18 protein-coding genes are annotated in these 17,913 nt (G+C 64.0%); 7 read left to right on the plus strand and 11 right to left on the minus strand.

Annotation, left to right across the window (positions count from 1 at the left end; genetic code table 11):
• Positions 1–55: 55 nt before the first annotated feature.
• Positions 56–850, plus strand: a complete 795-nt coding sequence (locus tag Q0949_RS10610) for an alpha/beta fold hydrolase (protein WP_299371464.1) — start codon at positions 56–58, stop codon at positions 848–850.
• Here Q0949_RS10610 and rarD read toward each other — a convergent pair.
• From rarD to Q0949_RS10630, 4 genes are read right to left on the minus strand one after another with little or no spacing between them, the layout of a single operon-like run.
• Positions 847–1,737, minus strand: a complete 891-nt coding sequence (gene rarD, locus Q0949_RS10615; protein WP_299371467.1) for an EamA family transporter RarD — start codon at positions 1,735–1,737, stop codon at positions 847–849. The genes Q0949_RS10610 and rarD overlap by 4 nt on opposite strands.
• A gap of 46 nt (positions 1,738–1,783) precedes the next feature.
• Entirely contained in the window at positions 1,784–4,231 is a 2,448-nt protein-coding gene (locus Q0949_RS10620) for an FAD-dependent oxidoreductase (RefSeq protein WP_299371470.1), read from the minus strand.
• A gap of 9 nt (positions 4,232–4,240) precedes the next feature.
• Entirely contained in the window at positions 4,241–5,137 is an 897-nt protein-coding gene (locus Q0949_RS10625) for a homocysteine S-methyltransferase family protein (protein WP_299371473.1), read from the minus strand.
• A complete protein-coding gene (locus Q0949_RS10630; RefSeq protein WP_299371476.1) occupies positions 5,134–7,581 on the minus strand; it encodes an FAD-dependent oxidoreductase in 2,448 nt (815 codons plus the stop codon). The genes Q0949_RS10625 and Q0949_RS10630 overlap by 4 nt, the downstream gene beginning before the upstream one ends.
• Positions 7,582–7,678: 97 nt before the next feature.
• On the opposite strand from Q0949_RS10630, the gene Q0949_RS10635 reads away from it, so the two are divergent.
• The gene (locus Q0949_RS10635) at positions 7,679–9,148 is read left to right on the plus strand and encodes a hypothetical protein (RefSeq protein WP_299371479.1); all 1,470 of its coding nucleotides are present in this window, start codon (positions 7,679–7,681) and stop codon (positions 9,146–9,148) included.
• 21 nt (positions 9,149–9,169) lie between these two features.
• Here Q0949_RS10635 and Q0949_RS10640 read toward each other — a convergent pair whose 3' ends face one another.
• From Q0949_RS10640 to Q0949_RS10660, 5 genes are all read right to left on the minus strand, one after another.
• Positions 9,170–9,550 carry a GFA family protein gene (locus Q0949_RS10640; protein WP_299371482.1) on the minus strand — a complete coding sequence of 127 codons (381 nt, stop codon included), beginning with the start codon at positions 9,548–9,550 and terminating at the stop codon, positions 9,170–9,172.
• Position 9,551: 1 nt separating this feature from the next.
• Positions 9,552–10,172 (minus strand): LysE family transporter, encoded by a 621-nt coding sequence (locus tag Q0949_RS10645; protein ID WP_299371485.1) that lies wholly within the window; start codon positions 10,170–10,172, stop codon positions 9,552–9,554.
• Position 10,173: 1 nt separating this feature from the next.
• Positions 10,174–10,743 (minus strand): helix-turn-helix domain-containing protein, encoded by a 570-nt coding sequence (locus Q0949_RS10650; protein ID WP_299371810.1) that lies wholly within the window; start codon positions 10,741–10,743, stop codon positions 10,174–10,176.
• 69 nt (positions 10,744–10,812) lie between these two features.
• Positions 10,813–11,250, minus strand: a complete 438-nt coding sequence (locus Q0949_RS10655; RefSeq protein ID WP_299371812.1) for a GAF domain-containing protein — start codon at positions 11,248–11,250, stop codon at positions 10,813–10,815.
• A 43-nt stretch (positions 11,251–11,293) separates the two neighbouring features.
• Entirely contained in the window at positions 11,294–12,466 is a 1,173-nt protein-coding gene (locus tag Q0949_RS10660) for an acetyl-CoA C-acyltransferase (protein WP_299371488.1), read from the minus strand.
• Positions 12,467–12,559: 93 nt separating this feature from the next.
• On the opposite strand from Q0949_RS10660, the gene Q0949_RS10665 reads away from it, so the two are divergent.
• The 3 genes from Q0949_RS10665 (at position 12,560) to Q0949_RS10675 (ending at position 15,232) form a co-directional block, all read left to right on the plus strand.
• Positions 12,560–12,898 carry an STAS domain-containing protein gene (locus tag Q0949_RS10665; RefSeq protein ID WP_299371491.1) on the plus strand — a complete coding sequence of 113 codons (339 nt, stop codon included), beginning with the start codon at positions 12,560–12,562 and terminating at the stop codon, positions 12,896–12,898.
• A 28-nt stretch (positions 12,899–12,926) separates the two neighbouring features.
• Positions 12,927–13,376, plus strand: coding sequence for an ATP-binding protein (locus tag Q0949_RS10670; protein ID WP_299371494.1), 450 nt, complete (start codon positions 12,927–12,929; stop codon positions 13,374–13,376).
• 281 nt (positions 13,377–13,657) lie between these two features.
• A complete protein-coding gene (locus tag Q0949_RS10675) occupies positions 13,658–15,232 on the plus strand; it encodes a gamma-glutamyltransferase family protein (RefSeq protein ID WP_299371497.1) in 1,575 nt (524 codons plus the stop codon).
• A gap of 60 nt (positions 15,233–15,292) precedes the next feature.
• Here Q0949_RS10675 and hspQ read toward each other — a convergent pair whose 3' ends face one another.
• Positions 15,293–15,619 carry a heat shock protein HspQ gene (hspQ, locus tag Q0949_RS10680; protein ID WP_299371500.1) on the minus strand — a complete coding sequence of 109 codons (327 nt, stop codon included), beginning with the start codon at positions 15,617–15,619 and terminating at the stop codon, positions 15,293–15,295.
• 85 nt (positions 15,620–15,704) lie between these two features.
• Here hspQ and Q0949_RS10685 point away from each other — a divergent pair, with 85 nt between their 5' ends.
• Positions 15,705–16,586 (plus strand): AEC family transporter, encoded by an 882-nt coding sequence (locus tag Q0949_RS10685; RefSeq protein WP_299371502.1) that lies wholly within the window; start codon positions 15,705–15,707, stop codon positions 16,584–16,586.
• A gap of 75 nt (positions 16,587–16,661) precedes the next feature.
• On the plus strand, positions 16,662–17,237 hold the full coding sequence (locus Q0949_RS10690) for a lytic transglycosylase (RefSeq protein ID WP_299371505.1): 576 nt from the start codon (positions 16,662–16,664) through the stop codon (positions 17,235–17,237).
• Here the strand turns inward: Q0949_RS10690 and Q0949_RS10695 are convergent.
• Entirely contained in the window at positions 17,234–17,830 is a 597-nt protein-coding gene (locus Q0949_RS10695; protein ID WP_299371508.1) for an outer membrane lipoprotein carrier protein LolA, read from the minus strand. The genes Q0949_RS10690 and Q0949_RS10695 overlap by 4 nt on opposite strands.
• Positions 17,831–17,913: the final 83 nt, after the last annotated feature.

The raw sequence follows: 17,913 nt of genomic DNA on the forward strand, positions 1-17,913 counted from the left end.
AGAGACCGATGGCGCAAGGATTGCCTGCGCCGTGCTGTCGTGTTCGGTGGGCGGCATGAAATACATTGTCGCCCTGCTGCTCGCCCTTCCGACCTTTGCCATGGCCCAGTGCGGGCCCGACACCGCCTGTGAGATCGACGGGGGCAGCTATCACATGATCGCGCCAGTGTCGGATGACCCAGCCCCCGCGCTCGTGTTTTTTCATGGGCACAACGCGACGGGTCAGATGATTTTTCGCGGCGGGATTAAATCGGATTTCGCCGATGCTGGGTACGTGGTCATCGCACCCAACGGCACCGCCATCGAAGGGCGGCAAACCCGCCGTTGGGCAGGGCGCGACGGGCCGGGGCGCGATGATGTGGGCTTTGTCCTTGATGTGATCAAGGACGCGCAAACCAAGGCCAATATCGATCCCGACCGCATCTATGTCGCAGGCTTTTCCGCCGGCGGGTCCATGGCATGGCTGATGGCCTGCAAGGAGGCGGAACATTTTGCCGGCTTTGCCTCGATCTCGGGCGCGCTGCGGGAACCCAATGACACAACCGATTGCCCCAGCGCACCGGTGCGGTTCCTGCAAATCCACGGATTTGCCGACAATCAGGTCCCGTTCGAGGGGCGCGCCATCCGCGACTGGCATCAGGGCAGCCTCTGGGACAGCCTGTCGCTGGCCCGCAGCGCCAATCAGTGCCGCACCCATCCCGACACCATCGCCATCGGCGACCGGTTCCGCTGCCGGACATGGAACGACAGCTGCGAAAGCGGTGCGATCCGGTTCTGCGAACATGACGGCGGCCACGGCATGCCACGCGGCTGGACGACCCTCGCACGCGATTGGTTCGAAGGGTCCTAGGCTCGGCGCATCTCGCGCAGCATCGACACTGAATAGATCACCAGTGCCGCCCAGATCATCGGGAACGCGATCATCCGCGCCTGCCCGAACGGCTCTTTGAACACCACGACAGCGCACAGAAAAATCATCGTCGGCGCGATGTATTGCAGGATTGCGATGGTGGTCAGCCGCAGCCCCTTGGCGCCGTTGGCATAGAGGATCAGCGGGATCGCCGTGACCGCGCCGCACCCCAGCAACAACCAATTCGTGGCCGCGTCGCCCACCATGAACGTCCCCTGCCCGCTCACGCTCAGCCACGTCACGTAGGCCAGCGCCGGGATCAGCAGGATCAGCACCTCAAGCAGAAAGCCCTGGTTCGGCCCGATGGGCAGCTGTTTCTTGGCAAGCGCATAGAACCCCCAGGACACGGTCAACCCCAACGCGGCCCACGGCACGACTCCCGCTGAAATCGTCAGCACCGCCACCGCACAGGCCGCCAGCCCAATCGCCACCAACTGCGCGCGGGTCAGCCGTTCGCGCAACAGCAGCGCACCCAGCGCCACGGAAAACAGCGGGTTGATGTAATACCCCAGCGCCGCGTCCAGCGTGTGCCCGCTGGTGATCGCCCAGACGTAAATGCCCCAGTTCACCGTGATCAGCGCCGCGGTGACACAGCCCATGGCCAGCATCCGCGGATTGCGCAGCGCCGCCATCAAATCCCCCGTCCGGCGCAACGCGATCAACAAAACGGCTGCAATCGGCACCGACCAGATGATGCGATGCGCAACTACTTCGGCCGGGCCGATATGGCTGAGCATCTTCATATACAGCGGCAGGAATCCCCACAGGAAATAGGCCGACAGTGCAAAGCCAAGCCCTTGCGGGGTATCACCGGATGGCTGCGACATGAGGGAGGTCCTTTCCGGTCCTCCCTAGCACCCTGTCAGGGCCGCGTCACGCCTTCACGCGCTCCGATTTGGGGTCGTACATCGGTTTGAGAGATGCCTCGGCCCGCACCCGCGTACCCGCCACGTCGATCTCGTAGGTGGACGCCAGAACATCCGCCGCCGTTTCGCCCTTGCATGGAACATAGCCAAGGCCCATCGCGGCACCCAGATGGTGACCATACGCGCCTGAACTGAGATAGCCCACGATCTCGCCATCCCGCACAATCGGCTCGTTGTGATACAAGAGCGGCTCGGCATCGGTCAGCTTGAATTGCAGCATCCGGTTCGACAGGCCCTCGTCCTGCTTGCGCAGCACCGCGTCGCGCCCGATGAAGGACGGCTTGTCCTTCTTGACGGCAAAGCCAAGCCCCGCTTCCATCACGTGGTCTTCGCAGGTGATGTCGTGACCAAAGTGGCGGAACCCCTTTTCGATCCGGCAGGTGTCCATCATGTGCATCCCGCACAGTTTCATCCCCATGCCTTCGCCCGCCGCATGCAGCGTCTCGAACACGTGCGCACATTGGTCCGCGCTGACATAGACCTCCCAGCCCAGCTCGCCCACATATGTGACGCGGTGGATCCGGGCGAGGCCCATGCCGATCTCGATCTCCTGTGCGGTGCCAAACGGGTTCACGTCGTTGGACAGGTCCGCCGGGCTGACCGCGTTCAACAGGTCGCGCGACTTGGGCCCCATGACGGCCAGCACACCCTCGCCTGCGGTGACGTCCGTGATAACCACGTTGAAATCACCCACATGGCGCTGCATCCACGTCTGGTCCGCCAGCCGTGTCGCCGCCGGTGTCACCACCAGATAAGCGGTTTCGGTCAGGCGCGTGACGGTCACATCCGCCTCGATCCCGCCGCGGTTGTTCAGGAACTGGGTATAGACGATCTTTCCATTCGGCACCGAATAGTTGCCGCCGCCGACATAGTTCATGAACGCCTCGGCATCGCGCCCCTCAACCCGGATTTTGCCAAAGGACGACATGTCATACATGCCCACATTCTCGCGGATCGCGCGGTGTTCCTCGGCCACGTTGTCAAAGAAATTCTGCCGCGCCCAGCTGTATTCATATTCTGGCGTCTGCCCGTCCCGCGCGAACCAGTTGGCGCGTTCCCAGCCCGCCAGCTCACCCATCACCGCGCCGTGCTGCATCAGGTGGGCATGAAACGGCGTGCGCCGCACACCCCGCGCCGTCGCCTTCTGGCGGAACGGGAAGTGGTCGGCATAAAGCAGGCCCAGCGTCTCGGTCGACCGATCCGCGAGATAGCTCTTGTTGCCCATGAAAGGCTGCATGCGGCTGATGTCCACATCGCCCAGATCGAACGGCTTGGCGCCGTCCTCCATCCACTGCGCCAGCGCCATTCCCGCGCCACCCGCCGACTGGATCCCGATGGAGTTGAACCCGCAAGCGACCCAAACATTGTCCATCTCGGGCGCAAGGCCAAGGTGATAGGCGTCGTCGGGCGTAAAGCTCTCCGGCCCGTTAAAGAACGTGTGAATGCCCGCCTCGGCCAGCATCGGCATCCGGTTCACCGCCGCCTCGAGGATCGGCTCAAAATGGTCGAAATCCTCGGGCAGCTGGTCGAACTCAAAGTCGCGCGGAATGCCGTCAATGGCCCAAGGTTTGGCGTGGGGCTCAAAAGCGCCGAGCAGGATCTTTCCCGCATCTTCCTTGTAATAGGCGCATTCGTCCGGGATCCGCAGGACAGGCAGCTGTTGCAGATCCTTGATCGCCTCCGTCACGATGTAAAAGTGTTCGCAGGCCTGTAGCGGCACGTTCACGCCCGCCATCTTGCCGACCTCATGGCCCCACATGCCCGCACAATTCACGATCATGTCGCAGGCGATGTGCCCGTCACTGCCATCTTCGCCTTTCCAATCCACACCAGTGACGCGGCGGCCCTCGCGGACGATATTGGTCACCGCGACCCGTTCCTGCACACGTGCCCCGCGTTGCCGCGCGCCCTTGGCCAGCGCCAGCGCGATATTGGCCGGATCGCCCTGACCGTCGAGCGGCAGGTACACGCCCCCGGTCACGTCCTCGATATTTAGGTGCTCGTATCGAGCCTTCACCTCCGACGGCGAGATCTCCTCGACCTCGACGCCAAAGGCGCGGGCCATGCCTGCCTGGCGGCGCAGCTCTTCGAGCCGTTCACCGGTCAACGCGGCGGTGATCGAGCCCACGCGCTTGAACCCGGTCGCCACACCGGTTTCCGCTTCGAGACCGCCGTAAAGCTCTTGGGAATAGCGCGCCAGCTTGGTCATGTTCGCCGTCGCGCGCAGCTGTGCGATCAAACCGGCAGCATGCCACGTGGTGCCGGATGTCAGCTGCTTGCGTTCCAGCAGCACGACGTCTTTCCAACCCAGTTTGGTCAGGTGATAGGCAACGGAACACCCGATGACACCGCCGCCGATGATGACGACGCGGGCAGAGGAGGGAAGGTCAGGCATAATGGGTCCTCAGACGATGGTGTGGCCAGCGTCGCGCAGACGGTTGGCAATTTCGGCAATATGGGCGGGTCCGACCTCGCAACAGCCACCGACAATGGTGGCCCCGGAGGCAACCCAGGACATGACGTGATCCGCATAAAGCGCGGGCGTGAAATCGTGGCGCAGGGTCAGCGCGTCGACGGTGGGCTTGTCATCCAGAAACCCGTCACTGATCTGTTCGAACCCGTTGGCATAGGCACCCATGGGCAGCTCCGTGCCCGCCAACCCGGCCAAGGCGGCAGGGATCGCTTCGGGCGTGGAACAGTTGATCAGGATCGCCGCGGCACCGCCCTCTTGTGCGACGGGCACGGCCTCCGATACCGGCTCGCCCGACCGCAGGCGCGATCCGTCTGTGTCGTCCACCGTCAGGGCCAGCCACACGGGCAGGCCCGTGGGCACCGTCGCGGCAAGGATGTCGCGGGCGTGATCCACCGACGACACCGTCTCGCAGATCAGCAGGTCACAGCCAGGTGCCAGCAACGTCGCAACTTCGGCAAAGAGCGGCACGGCGATGTCCGAGGTCGGGTGCAGGTCAGGCCGATAGCTTGCCACCAGCGGGCCCACGGCCCCCGCAATGCGCCCCGATCCATGCGTCCGCCGCGCCGCGCGCGCCTCATAGAGCGCGCTTTGATGCAGCGCGGTAAACGCACCCTCGACCGGGGTGCCCGCCAGACGGTCATGGTGGATCGCATAGCTGTTGGTCGTGGCAATCGTGGCCCCGGCGGCAAAGAAATCCGCATGGACCTGCGTGACCAGACCGGGATGATCCAGCATGATCTGCGTCGACCAGAGCGGCGTGGGCTTGTCACCGGCGCGGTGCACCAGCTCCTGACCCATCCCGCCATCCAGAAGGGTGATCTCGCTCACGCACGCAGCCTTTCATTGGCCGGGTCCCACAAGGGCTGGTCCGGTTGCACGACAGCCTTGTAGCGTTTGCCGTACATTTCGACTTCCAGCTCCGAACCCGGCTCCGACAGGTCGGTGCGCACCACGCCCAGCGCGATGGACGCGTTCACACGGTACCCCCAGTCGCCCGACGTCGTCTCGCCCACCACCGTGTCCCCGCTCCAGATCGTGGACATATAGGGCGCATCCTGATCGCCCGCGTCCACCAGCAGCGTGACAAAGCGTTTCTTGGGCCCCTGCTGCTTTTCGTTCATCAACGCAGCCTTGCCGGGGAAATCCTGCGGCTTGTCCAGCTTGATGAACCGATCCAGCCCACCTTCGAACAGTGTGTAGTCGGTCGACAAATCGCCCTTCCACGCGCGGTACCCTTTTTCGAGACGCATGGAGTTCAGCGCATACATCCCAAAAGGCGTCGCACCGGCGGCCACGATGGCGTCATAGATCGCCGGAATGTCCGCCATCGGCGCATGCACTTCCCAGCCCAGCTCGCCTGCAAAGGACACGCGCAGCATCCGACACGCCTTGCCCGCGACAACCGCGTCCTGATGGGTCAGCCAGCCGAGGCTCAGATCCGCCTCGACCCCCAGCCCCTCGAACAGCGCCCGCGATTTGGGTCCGCTCACGATCAGGGTGGAGAATTCCTCCGTGTGGTCGGTCAAGCTCAGCCCTTCGGGCAGATCCTTGCTCAGCACTTCGAAATCGTGCCACTGCGCCAATGCCGCCGTGATGAGGGTAAAGTGATCCTCGCTGTGCCGGATCAACGACATTTCGGTCAGGATACGGCCCCGGCTGTCGGGGAAATAGCCCAGCGTCATGCGGCCCGCCTTGGGCAGCGCACCGGCAATGCGGCCCCGCAGCCATTCAGCGGCCCCTTCACCTTCAAGGTTGAACCGGGAGAACCCGGGCAGATCCAGAACGCCAACGCCATCACGCACGGCCTCGACCTCTTCCTTCACGCGCGGCGCCCATGGGCCGTTGCGATCCCACGTGTGGGTCGATTCCTCGGACGTGTCGTCACCGTCCTTGGCAAACCAGTTGGCCCGCTCCCAGCCGTTATAGGCGCCCATCTGGCCGCCTGCCGCACGGATGCGGTCATCGATGGGGGACAGTTTCTTGTTGCGGCCCGCAGGCCATTCGTGATGCGGGAAATGCATCGCGTATTCGTGGCCATAGGTTTCCAGCGCCTTGGCGAGGGAATAGTCGTGATCGGCGTAGCCAGTATAGCGGCGCGGATCGGTCGCCCACATGTCCCACTCGGTCTCGCCGTGCATGATCCATTCCGACAGCACCTTGCCCGCGCCACCGCCCTGCGCGATGCCAAAGGTGAAACAATGGCCCTCAAACGCGTTCTTCACCCCCGGCATCGGCCCAAGCAGCGGAATGCCGTCAGGCGCATAGGGGATGGGGCCGTTGATGTTACGCCCCACCCCGGCGGTGCCAAGGGCCGGCACACGCTCCATCGCGTCCTCGATATAGAACTCCAGCCGTTCCAGATCATCCGGGTAAAGCTGGAAGGAAAAGTCCTCGGGCATCGGATCTTCGGGGGTGATCCAATGCGCCTTGCAGTTCCGCTCGTAGGGGCCGAGGTTCAGGCCGTTCTTGTCCTGCCGCAGGTAATAGCTGATGTCGACGTCGCGGATAATGGGCAGCTTGCGCCCATTTTCCTTGGTCCATGCGGCCACGTCTGCGATTTCGTCAGTCAGGAAATACTGGTGCGACATCACCACCATCGGCACGGTGCGCCCGCCAAAGGGTTTGAACATCTCGCCCACGCGCTGCGCGTAATATCCCGCACAGTTCGCCACGTATTCACAGCGGATGTCACCCTTTTCCGTCTTAACGATCCACTCGTCGCCGTCGCGATCAATACCGATGACAGGGCAGAACCGCTCGATCCGTCCCCCCAGATCGCGCGCACCCTTGGCCATCGCCTGGGTCAGCTGCGCGGGGTCGATATCCCCGTCCAGCGGATCCCACATGCCGCCTGCCAGGTCGTGCGTTTCCATGAAAGGGTGATAGTCCTGCATCTCCGACGGCGACATGATCGTCATCTCGAGTCCCTGATAGCGGCCCATGCCGGCAACCCGCTCGAACTCCTGCATCCGCTCTTTGGAATGCGCCAACCGCAAAGAGCCGGTTACGTGATAGTTCATCGGGTAATCGACATCCTGAGCCAGCGTCCGGTACATCTCCAGCCCATAGCGCTGCATGTTCATCACGGCCCAGGACCCTGAAAAGTTCGGGCAGTTGCCCGCCGCATGCCACGTGGACCCCGCGGTCAGCTCGTTCTTTTCCAGCAGCACGCAGTCTTTCCAGCCCGCCTTGGCCAGATGATACAGCGTCGACGTGCCGACCGCGCCGCCACCGATGATGACCACGCGGGCCGTTGTGGGAAAATCAGACATGGGTGTCTCCTTGAAAGGGTCTTTGCCGTTGCGCCCTGTCACATGGGCGCGTCAGTTTTGGTGTGTTGGAATTGAGGAACCACGCGAGGATCGACACATGAGCCGCATCGACAACTATGCCATCGTCCTGGCGGATGTGTCCTTCGAGGCGCTGATGGCCAGCACCTACGACACGATCATCATCGAAAGCGGTGTGCTTGGCCTTGATGCGGATGGCGACATCATCCAGTCGCCGGGCAACTTCATCACCGCCGACCAGATCGCCCAGCTGCGCGCCGAGGGGCGCACTGTCATGGCCTATCTCAACGTGGCGGTCACGGATCATGGGCGCAGCTACTGGAATGATGACTGGGTTGATCCGGGCTTTTTGCCCAATTTCGACCCGAACGGCACGCTGGTCGTGAATGACGGTCCCGACCGCGGCGGCGATTTCGGCGCCCGCACCGGCGTCGCTGGCACGCCCGCCTGGCTGTCGGGCGCATTGGGCGTCGCCTCGAATTTTGGCTACATCGTCGACTGGACGGACCCCGCGTGGGTCCAACGGCTCGAGGCCGAGGCCGCCGCGCTCGTCGCACTTGGCTATGACGGGCTGTTCCTTGATGACGTCGGGCGCTATGCGACCCACCGGTTCGAGGCGCAGCCGCTGCCATACGGGCTCGACCCTGTCACGATCGCCGACCTGGCCGCGCAGGCGCGCAGCATGATGCAGACCGTGCTGGACATTACCGCCGCCGTGCCGGACGCGCAGATCGTGACAAATGGCGGCGTGGATATCGCCGCCCATGCCGCGCTTGACGCAAACGCGAGCGCCGCAGCCCTCTTTGCCGCCTACGTGGCCGCGACCGACGGGCTGTTGATGGAGGCGCAGTACCTCGACAACCCGCCCGGCGACGACCCCGCCTGGATCAGAGCGATAAATGCGTTCGGCACCGACTACGACTTTCTTGCCCTCGAACACAGCCTGACGCCGGACCAGTGGGCGGATTTCCGGCAATGGGCGCTGGATCTCGGCATCGCCGGAACGCTGACGGATGGCAACGCCTACAACACCCTGCCGATCCCGGATCCGGGCAACGACGCGCCCGCCGACAACAGCGGGAACGACTTGATCACGCTCACCCGTGCCGGTCAAACCGTGCAGGCCGGCGCGGGTGAGGACACCGTGACCGGCACTGCCGGCGCCGACAGTATCTATGGCGGCGCCGGTGCCGACAGCCTGTCGGGCATGGACGGCAACGACCTGATCTTTGGCGACTGGGACGCGGATGTCTTTGCGCTGGTGCCCGGACAGCACGCGGGCGACACGATCCACGGCGGCGACGGCGACGACACGATCTATGGCAGCGCGGGCGACGACCTGATCTTTGCCGGGGCCGGGAATGACGTGATTTATGGCGGCGGCGGCAACGACACCATCATCGGCGGCACAGGCCGCGATACGATCTTTGGCGGCGATGGCGACGATGTGCTTGCGGGCGGTGCGGGCGGGGATCGGCTCCATGGCGACGCGGGCAATGACAGCCTCTACGGCCATGACCTGCCCGACACATTCTTGTTCGATATATGATCCAACGCACCGCACGATCGGTCAGTCCGGATACTGCGGCACGTCGTCCGCGATGTCATAATAGTCGCCCTTGAAGGCGGTAAAGATATGCTTGGCCGTGGCAATCCCCGTGGGCCCATCCAGCGTACCGGACATCACCGACACCGCCCCATTGTCCGCCTCGTGGCTCCAGAACAGCGACGCACCGCAGCGGTTGCAGAACCCGCGCCGCGCACCCGGCGACGAGGTGTAATAGGTCAGCGTTTCATCGCGCGTGATCTCCAGCTGGCCCGGACCCACCTGCGTTGCAGATACGTAATGCCCGCTGGTCTTGCGACACTGCACGCAGTGGCACGCCACCGAATCCCGCAGCGGCCCGGTCAACCGGTAAGTCACGCCGCCACACAGACAACTGCCTTGCATCCTACGTTCTCCCCGGTGTGCTGGCCGCGCCCAGCAGCACGCCATAGATCACGAAACACACCGCCATCACCCGACGCACCCACACGTTGAACACCGCGCCTAGCGCCGCCCGCCCGATGCCCGCACCCAGCGCGGTGAACCCGGCATAGCTGGCCGCGGTGATGGTCAGCGCGGTGGGCACAATCACCCACATCTGATCCCAGATCGGCACATCCGGCTGCACGAATTGCGAAAACGCGGCAAGGTACCCGGCCACGCTCTTGGGGTTGATCGTCGCAATCGCCAGCGCACGCAGGTACACGGACCGGCCCGTCTGGGCCGCGACACGTGGCGGCGTGCGCGCCATCAACCAGCCGCGCACGCCGAGATAGATCAAGAACCCCGCCCCGATCAGCTTGGCCACGAAAAACGCCGTGGGCGAGGCCGCGATCAGCGCGGTAATCCCCGCCGCGGACAGCAGCAGGAACAGGCTCGCCTGTGTCAGGATCGCAAGGATCCCCGGCACCGACCGGCGAAAGCCCAGCGTCATGCCATTGGTGATACAATTGACGGCGTTGGGGCCGGGGGTGGTGACGAACACCGCCCAGAACACCGCGAAAATGATCCACCCCTCGACGCTCATTTCAATAGACCGGCGGCGCGATGACCCAGATGGCGACAGCGGGCACATCATAGGGGTTGATCCAGCGGAACGGCTCTCCGCGCACGCGGAAACTGTCGCCGGGATGGATGGTGAACAGCTGCCCCGATATCTCGAGGTCCAGCTTGCCCGAGATCAGGTACCCGACCTCCTGCGTGGGCCGCGACACCGGCGTGTCGATCCGGCTGTGCGGCTGAAAGGTCGAATGCACCATCTCGAAATCATCGGTCAGGTCCGGTGACAACAGCTCTTCGACCAAGCCCGCGGTGCGGGACCCGATGGGACGGCGCGCGCCGCTGCGCACGACATAGCCCTCTTCGTCCGCAGGGGCCGTGCCGCGCCGGAACAGGGTCGACACCGCGATATCCAGCTGTGCCGCGATGTGGCGCAGATCGGTGATCGACGGATCCGACAGGTCCCGCTCGACCTGACTGACCCAGCCCACGGACCGGCCCAGCGCATCGGCCATATCCTGCAATGTCAGCCCGCGCGCCTTGCGCAGGGCCCGCAGGTCAGCCCCCAGACTGTGAGCAGTAGTCAGATCGCTGTGCATCATGGCTCGTGAAAATCCCTTCTGGAATTTCACGTAAGGTCACCCGCGATGAAAAATCAAGTCAGAATTTCACCGCGTGCCAAAGATACCGTCCAGAATGCGCGCCAGATGGGCCGCATCGCCGTCGGTAAAGGCATCCGGCTGATCGCTGTCGATGTCGAACACCGCGATGATCTCGCCCGCCTTGTTGCGCACCGGCAGGACCAGCTCGGACCGCGTACTCGAGGCGCAGGCGATATGGCCGTCGAACGCCTCCACATCGGGCACCAGCTGCGCTTGGCCGGTGCGCGCCGCCGCGCCGCAGACCCCGCGCGAAAACGGGATCTGCAAACAGCCGTGACCGCCCTGATAGGGCCCGATCTTGAGCATCTCCGGCGCGGTCACCCGGTAAAACCCCGTCCAGTCGAATCGGCTGTCACTGTGGTGCACCTCGCAGGCGGTGGTGGCCATCAGGGCGATGATGTCATCTTCACCCCCCGTCAGGCTGTGCAGCGTCTTGGCCAGCATATCGTAATCGGGCACGCGCGGTCCTCCTGTGCGTTGATGTCGTTCAGACGCGCTCGATGGCGATGGCCGTGCCCTCGCCCCCGCCGATGCAGATCGCCGCCACACCCCGTTTGAGGTTCCGGCGCTCCAGCGCATTCAGCAGCGTCACCATGATCCGCGCGCCCGAGGCACCAATCGGATGGCCCAGCGCGCAGGCGCCTCCATTGACGTTCACGATGTCATGGCTCAGCCCCATCTCCCGCATGAAGGCCAGCGGCACCACGGCAAAGGCCTCGTTCACCTCCCACAGGTCCACGTCCTCCTTGCGCCAGCCGATCCGCTCCAGCAGCTTTTGCGCCGCAGGCACCGGGGCCGTGGTGAACAGGCCCGGCGCCTGCGCGTGGCTGGCATGGCCCAGAATGCGTGCGCGGATGGCCAGGCCCTGCGCCTCGGCCGCGTCCTCAGACGCCAGCGCCAGCGCCGCTGCCCCGTCCGAAATCGACGACGCATTCGCCGCCGTCACCGTGCCACCCTCGCGAAAGGCGGGCTTGAGGTGCGGGATCTTGTCCGGGCGGGCGGTGCCGGGCTGTTCGTCCGTGTCGACCACCGTGTCGCCGCGCCGCGAGGTGACGGTGACCGCGCACACCTCGCCCTCGAACGCGCCGGTCCCGATCGCCTCCTGCGCCCGCGCCAGCGAGGCCAGCGCATATTCGTCCTGAATGTCGCGCGTGAACTGGTAGGTCTCGGCACAATCCTCGGCAAAGGTGCCCATCAACCGTCCCTTGTCATAGGCGTCCTCCAACCCGTCCAGAAACATGTGGTCGACCACCGCACCGTGGCCCAGCCGCGCACCGCCGCGCATCTTGGGCAGCATGTAGGGCGCGTTCGTCATGCTCTCCATCCCGCCCGCAATCATCGTGTCCGTGTGGCCCAGCGCGATCTGGTCAAAGGCGATCATCGCCGCCTTCATCCCCGATCCGCACATCTTGTTCAGCGTGGTGGCGGGCACGTCTTCGCCCAGACCAGCGGCAAACCCGGCCTGCCGCGCGGGCGCCTGCCCCTGCCCTGCGGGCAGCACACAGCCCATCAAAACCTCGTCCACGGTGCTCAGCCCTGCCGCGTCCATGGCACCCTTGATGGCAATGCCCCCCAGATCGGCGGCGGTCATGTCAGACAGCGCGCCCTGGAAACCCCCCATGGGTGTGCGCGCGGCGCCGGTGATGACAACAGGTTTCATTTCAATTTTCTCCTTTGCGGGGTGGCAGCAACTGATTGGTAAGGATTGGGGCATAAAGACACAATGTAACCACAGAATTGCAAGAGGGCGCATATGGATCTTCGCACCAGATCAGAAGACAACCTGCAGGTCGTGTCAGTGCACGACAGCAGAATTGATGCGGCCGTGGCCATCGAATTCAAGGACGCCATGCGGCAGTCCACCGATGGCGGCAGCGAAACCGTGGTGCTGGACCTCAGCGAGGTGCAGTTCATCGATTCCAGCGGTCTAGGCGCGATTGTCGCCGCGATGAAGCATATGGGCCAGTCGCGCACCCTCGCGCTCGCCGGCCTGACGCCGACGGTGGACAAGGTATTCCGCCTGACCCGTATGGACAGCGTGTTCAGCGTCTTTCCGACGCTCGATGGCGCCCTCAAAGAATTGAAACACTGATTTGTCGTCCCTGATGAAGGTCTGTGCCATGTCTCTCGTCTCGCAACTTCCCGCATTCCAGGTTTCGGTGCAAAGCAGCGAAATGGCGGTCCGGGAGGCCCTCAAGAAACTCCTCGACGGGCTCAGCCCACTGTCACTGGATGTCGAGGAATCGGGCACCGTCGAACTGGTCATGGCCGAGGCGCTGAATAACATCGTCGAACATGCCTACCCCGAGGGCGATCCCGCCGGGCCCATCGACATCACTTGCGAACACGGGGCCGATGGCCTGCGCCTGCGCGTGGTCGATCAGGGGCGCGGCATGCCCGACGGGCGCACGCCGCTTGGCGCTGCCGCCAATCTCAACGTCGATCTCTGCGACATGCCCGAGGGTGGTTTCGGCTGGTTCCTGATCAAGGATCTGGCCAAGGACGTGACATACCACCGGGTAGAGCCGGAAAATCACCTGTCCCTCCGCCTTGCCGTGGCCATGGCCTGACGGCGCACTCACATCCAGTCACGACTCCGCCGGGCCCTGCGCTCCGGCGGTTCTTGACCAAACGTCAAATATCCACAAACCGCCCCGCCCCGACCACATTCCCGCCTTGATCCACCGGCATACATGACCCTGTAGCTGCATATAGCTTCCCTCGGTGCCGCGTGTTTTTGCCCCCACCCAGTGCGCGGCACCGAGGATCTTCCCTTTCGCACATCCCGAGTGGACAACCGGCGTGACCCGGTTACCTTGCACCGGACCAGTAATGCCTAAAGGGACCTCCCATGCGTGATTTCCATCTGCCCGGCCGCTCGCCCGTTCTGTCGACCTCCGGCATGTGCGCCACCTCGCACCCCCTCGCGGCCCAGACGGCAATCGAAATCCTGAAATCCGGCGGCAACGCCATGGACGCAGCCATCGCAGGCGCGGTCCTCCTGGGCATTTGCGAACCACAGATGACCGGCATCGGCGGCGATTGCTTCGTGCTGTGGTCCGACGCGGACGGCAAGATCAACGCGCTCAACGGCTCGGGCCGCGCGCCCGCCGCGCTGGACGCCGCGGACCTGCGCCGCGACGGCCACGACGTCGTCCCCGTGCACAGCGCCCATGCCGTCACCGTGCCCGGCGCAATCGACGCCTTTTGCACGTTGGCCGACAGGGTCGGACGGCTGGGCATCGACAGGCTCCTCGCGCCCGCAATCCACTACGCCGAAACCGGCGTGCCGGTCGCCGCGCGCGTGGCCTTCGACTGGGGCAATGACGTGCACGCGCTGCAAGGCGCGGGCCGCGCCCATTTCCTGATAAACGGCGAGGTCCCGACCAGCGGCCAGATCTTTGCCGCACCCGGCCAGGCCGAGGTGCTGCGCCGCGTTGCCAAATCCGGGCGCGACGCCTTCTATACCGGCGAGATCGCCGACGACATGCTGGCCGCCCTGACCGCAGCAGGCGGCGTCCACAGTGCCGACGACTTCGCCACCACCGCCTGCACCGACACCACCCCGATCAGTGGCCCCTACAAGGGGATCGACCTGGTAGAGCATCCGCCCAACAGCCAGGGGGCGACGGCCAACCTGATGCTGAACATCCTGGCCGAATTCGACATCGCCGCCATGGACCCGCTGGGCAGCCAGCGCGCCCATATCGAGGCCGAGGCCGCCAAGCTCGCCTATGACGCGCGCAACCGGTTCATCGCCGATGCCGACCACACCACCCGGCTGGATCACATGATGGCGCCGGACACGGCCAAACGGCTGGCCGCGCTGATCGACCCGAGGAAGGCGATGGCCGGGCCTGCCGCGCTCAGCGAACAGGTGCACAAGGACACGATCTATATCACCGTGGTCGACCGCGACGGCATGGCCGTGTCGCTGATCTACTCGATCTTTCACGGGTTCGGGTCCGGCATTGCCTCCGAGAAATACGGCATCCTGTTCCAGAACCGCGGCGCGGGCTTCACCCTCGAAGACGGGCACCCAAACGAGCTCAAGGGCGGCAAACGCCCGATGCACACGATCATTCCCGGCATGCTGGCGCGGGATGGCAAGCCGTTCATGCCCTTTGGCGTGATGGGCGGGGCCTATCAGCCCAACGGGCACGCGCGATTCGTGTCGAACATCGTCGATTTCGGCATGGACCCGCAAACGGCCATCGACGCGCCGCGCGCCTTCTCGGACGCCGGATCAATGAAGGTCGAAAGGGGGTACTCAGATGCGGTGCGCGCGGAACTGAGCGACATGGGCCACGACGTCACCGTGCCCGACACGGCCATCGGCGGGGCGCAGGCGATCCACATCCGCGACGACGGTGTCCTCGAAGGGGCAAGCGATCCGCGCAAGGATGGATGTGCCTTGGGCTATTGACGCGCGGTGCGCAGTGAATGCGCACCCTACGAATGGTGTGCCCTCCGGGCGCACCACAGCTCAGTTCAGTTGGAAATGCAGCGGATAGGTGCCGTCTTCGAACGGGCCGAAAAGGTCGGGAATGTCCGGGTGATCAACAGGTTGCCCGGAATAATCCGCCACCAGGTTCTGCTCTGACACATAAGCCACATAGTAGCTTTGGTCATTCTCCGCCAACAGGTGATAGAACGGCTGCGCCTTCTTGGGGCGGCTGTCCTCCGGGATGGCTTCGTACCATTCATCCGTGTTGGAAAATTCCGGATCCACGTCAAACACAACGCCTCGGAAGGGGTGCTTTTTGTGGCGGACGATCTGCCCCAGATGGTATTTTGCGCGAGTTCTCAGCATAGCGTTGCGCCCCCTACCGACCGTGACTACACGTTGCAAGGGACATTTGTCCAATAATTGAGCACATTTTCGCTGGAAACAGTCTGTGAACCTAACAGTAACAGTTCTGGAAATCGTCGCGCCCGTTTTTTTACTGGCCGGAATTGGCTTTGCTTGGGTGCGGGTCGGGTTGGAGTACCGGATCCAGTTCGTCACGCAGCTGGCGATGACACTGTCGCTGCCCTGCCTGATCTTCGTGTCCCTCATGCAAACGCGAATCGATCCCGCAGCTCTGACCGCCCTGTCGCTGGCCTCTGTCGTGTCCTATGCGGCGATCACCATCCTGTTTCTGGCCCTCGTGCGGCTCGCCCGGCTCGAGACGCGGACCTATGCCGCGCCCCTGATCTTTGGCAACACCGGCAACCTTGGCCTGCCGCTCGCCCTTTTCGCCTTCGGAGAGGCGGGGCTGAGCTATGCCATCATCGTGTTCGCGATCATGGCGCTCTGGTCCTACACCTTCGGCATCTGGCTGGTCGCGGGGTCCGGGTCCTTTGGCAAGGTGCTGCGCGAACCGCTGGTATGGGGCACCGTTCTGGGCGCCCTGTTCCTCTGGCAGGGGTGGGAGACACCAACCTTTCTGACCAACACGCTCACACTGGTGGGCCAGATGGCGATCCCGATGATGCTGATCACCCTGGGGGTCGCCGTGGCGCGGCTGTCGGGGCGCGGGCTGGCGCGGGCGGCGACCCTGTCGGTGGTCAAACTGGCGCTCTGCACGGTCATCGCATGGGCCGTGGGGCGGTATTTCACGCTGGATCCGGTGGCCTTTGGCGTGCTGGTCCTTCAGGTCGCGACGCCCGTCGCCGTCACCTCCTATCTCATTGCCGAAAAATACGGCGCCGATGCCCAGGCCGTGGCGGGCCTCGTGGTCGCCTCCACCCTGATCTCGGTCGGCGCATTGCCGCTGATCCTTGCCGCGGTTCTGTGACATTTCGTGATTCACAAGCCGCGGTTTTTTCGGTAAACTCCCCCAAAACAAATACAAAAATAGCGAGTGAGGCAGATGAGCAAACTCTTTCGCGCGATGGCATTGGTTTTATTGGCGGCCAGTTGTGGCGGCGGATCCGGCACGGCGCCGCGTCAGCTGGACAACGCCTGTATGATCGTGCGCGAGCGCCCGGAATACCTGAGGGCCTTCAAGGCCGTCGAACGCAAATACGGCGTGCCGGTGCACGTGCAGATGGCGACCATCTATCAGGAAAGTAAATTCATTTCCGATGCGCGCCCGCCGTTCCGCTATGCCGCTGGCGTGATCCCCACAGGCCGACTGTCCAGCGCCTATGGCTACAGCCAGGCGCTTGACGGCACATGGGACGAATACAGGCAACAAACCGGCAAGCGCACTGCCCGCCGGGACCGCATCCGCGATGCCACCGACTTCATGGGCTGGTACATGGTCGAAACTCAATCGCGGCTAGGTGTGCCGGTGTCGGATGCCCGCAACCAGTACCTCGCCTATCACGAAGGGCGCACAGGCTATGCCCGCGGCAGCTACCGCGGCAAGGCGTGGCTCGTGCGCGTGGCAGGCGAGGTGGACGCCCGGTCCGACCTCTATGCCCAGCAGTTGCGCAGCTGTTAGTTATTCGCACCACCCTGAGGTGCCGCAAACAGGCGGTTCGGGATCGAGCCGCCTGACCTCACATCGCCCAGCACCACGGTCGTCTGACCGCCCGTGTCGTCATTGATCACCCACTGGCGCAGCTGCACCGGATTGCCGGTGAACTTCATCTGGATGTTGCCATATTCGGGGTGCTCGGGATCCTGCGCCGTCACCACCGTCGCGGTCCCGTCAAAGCTGTGGCCGGTGACCATGTTGGCCGCCCCCAGATTGACGTTCCGCGCCAGGATCAGCGACAGCGGCGTGCGCCGCAGCGGATAGGTCTCGGGTGTCTGGTTCGACTTCTTGTCCGCGATATAGACCGCATTCGCGGTCACCACGACCAGCGCGGAATTGGGCGCGTTGTACTCAAACCGCATCCGGCCCGGCCGTTTGATATAGATGTTGCCCGTGTCCACGGTGCCATCGTCATTGATCTGCGTGAACGTTCCCTGCACCGTGCGCAGGTCGTTCAGATAGCTGGAAATCGTGCTCAGCGGCAGCTTTTCCGCCAGCGCGCCCTGTGCCGCGCACAAGCTCACGGCAATGGCGGCGAATGTTGTCTTGAGGCCCATATCTTCTTTCCGTTCTCGATTGGATCTGCTTGACCCAGATATAGGACATCCGCGCGGTTATACGATATCAACGGGGACCGATG

Origin of the sequence: uncultured Tateyamaria sp. (genome assembly GCF_947487805.1) — a bacterium.
GTDB lineage: Bacteria > Pseudomonadota > Alphaproteobacteria > Rhodobacterales > Rhodobacteraceae > Tateyamaria.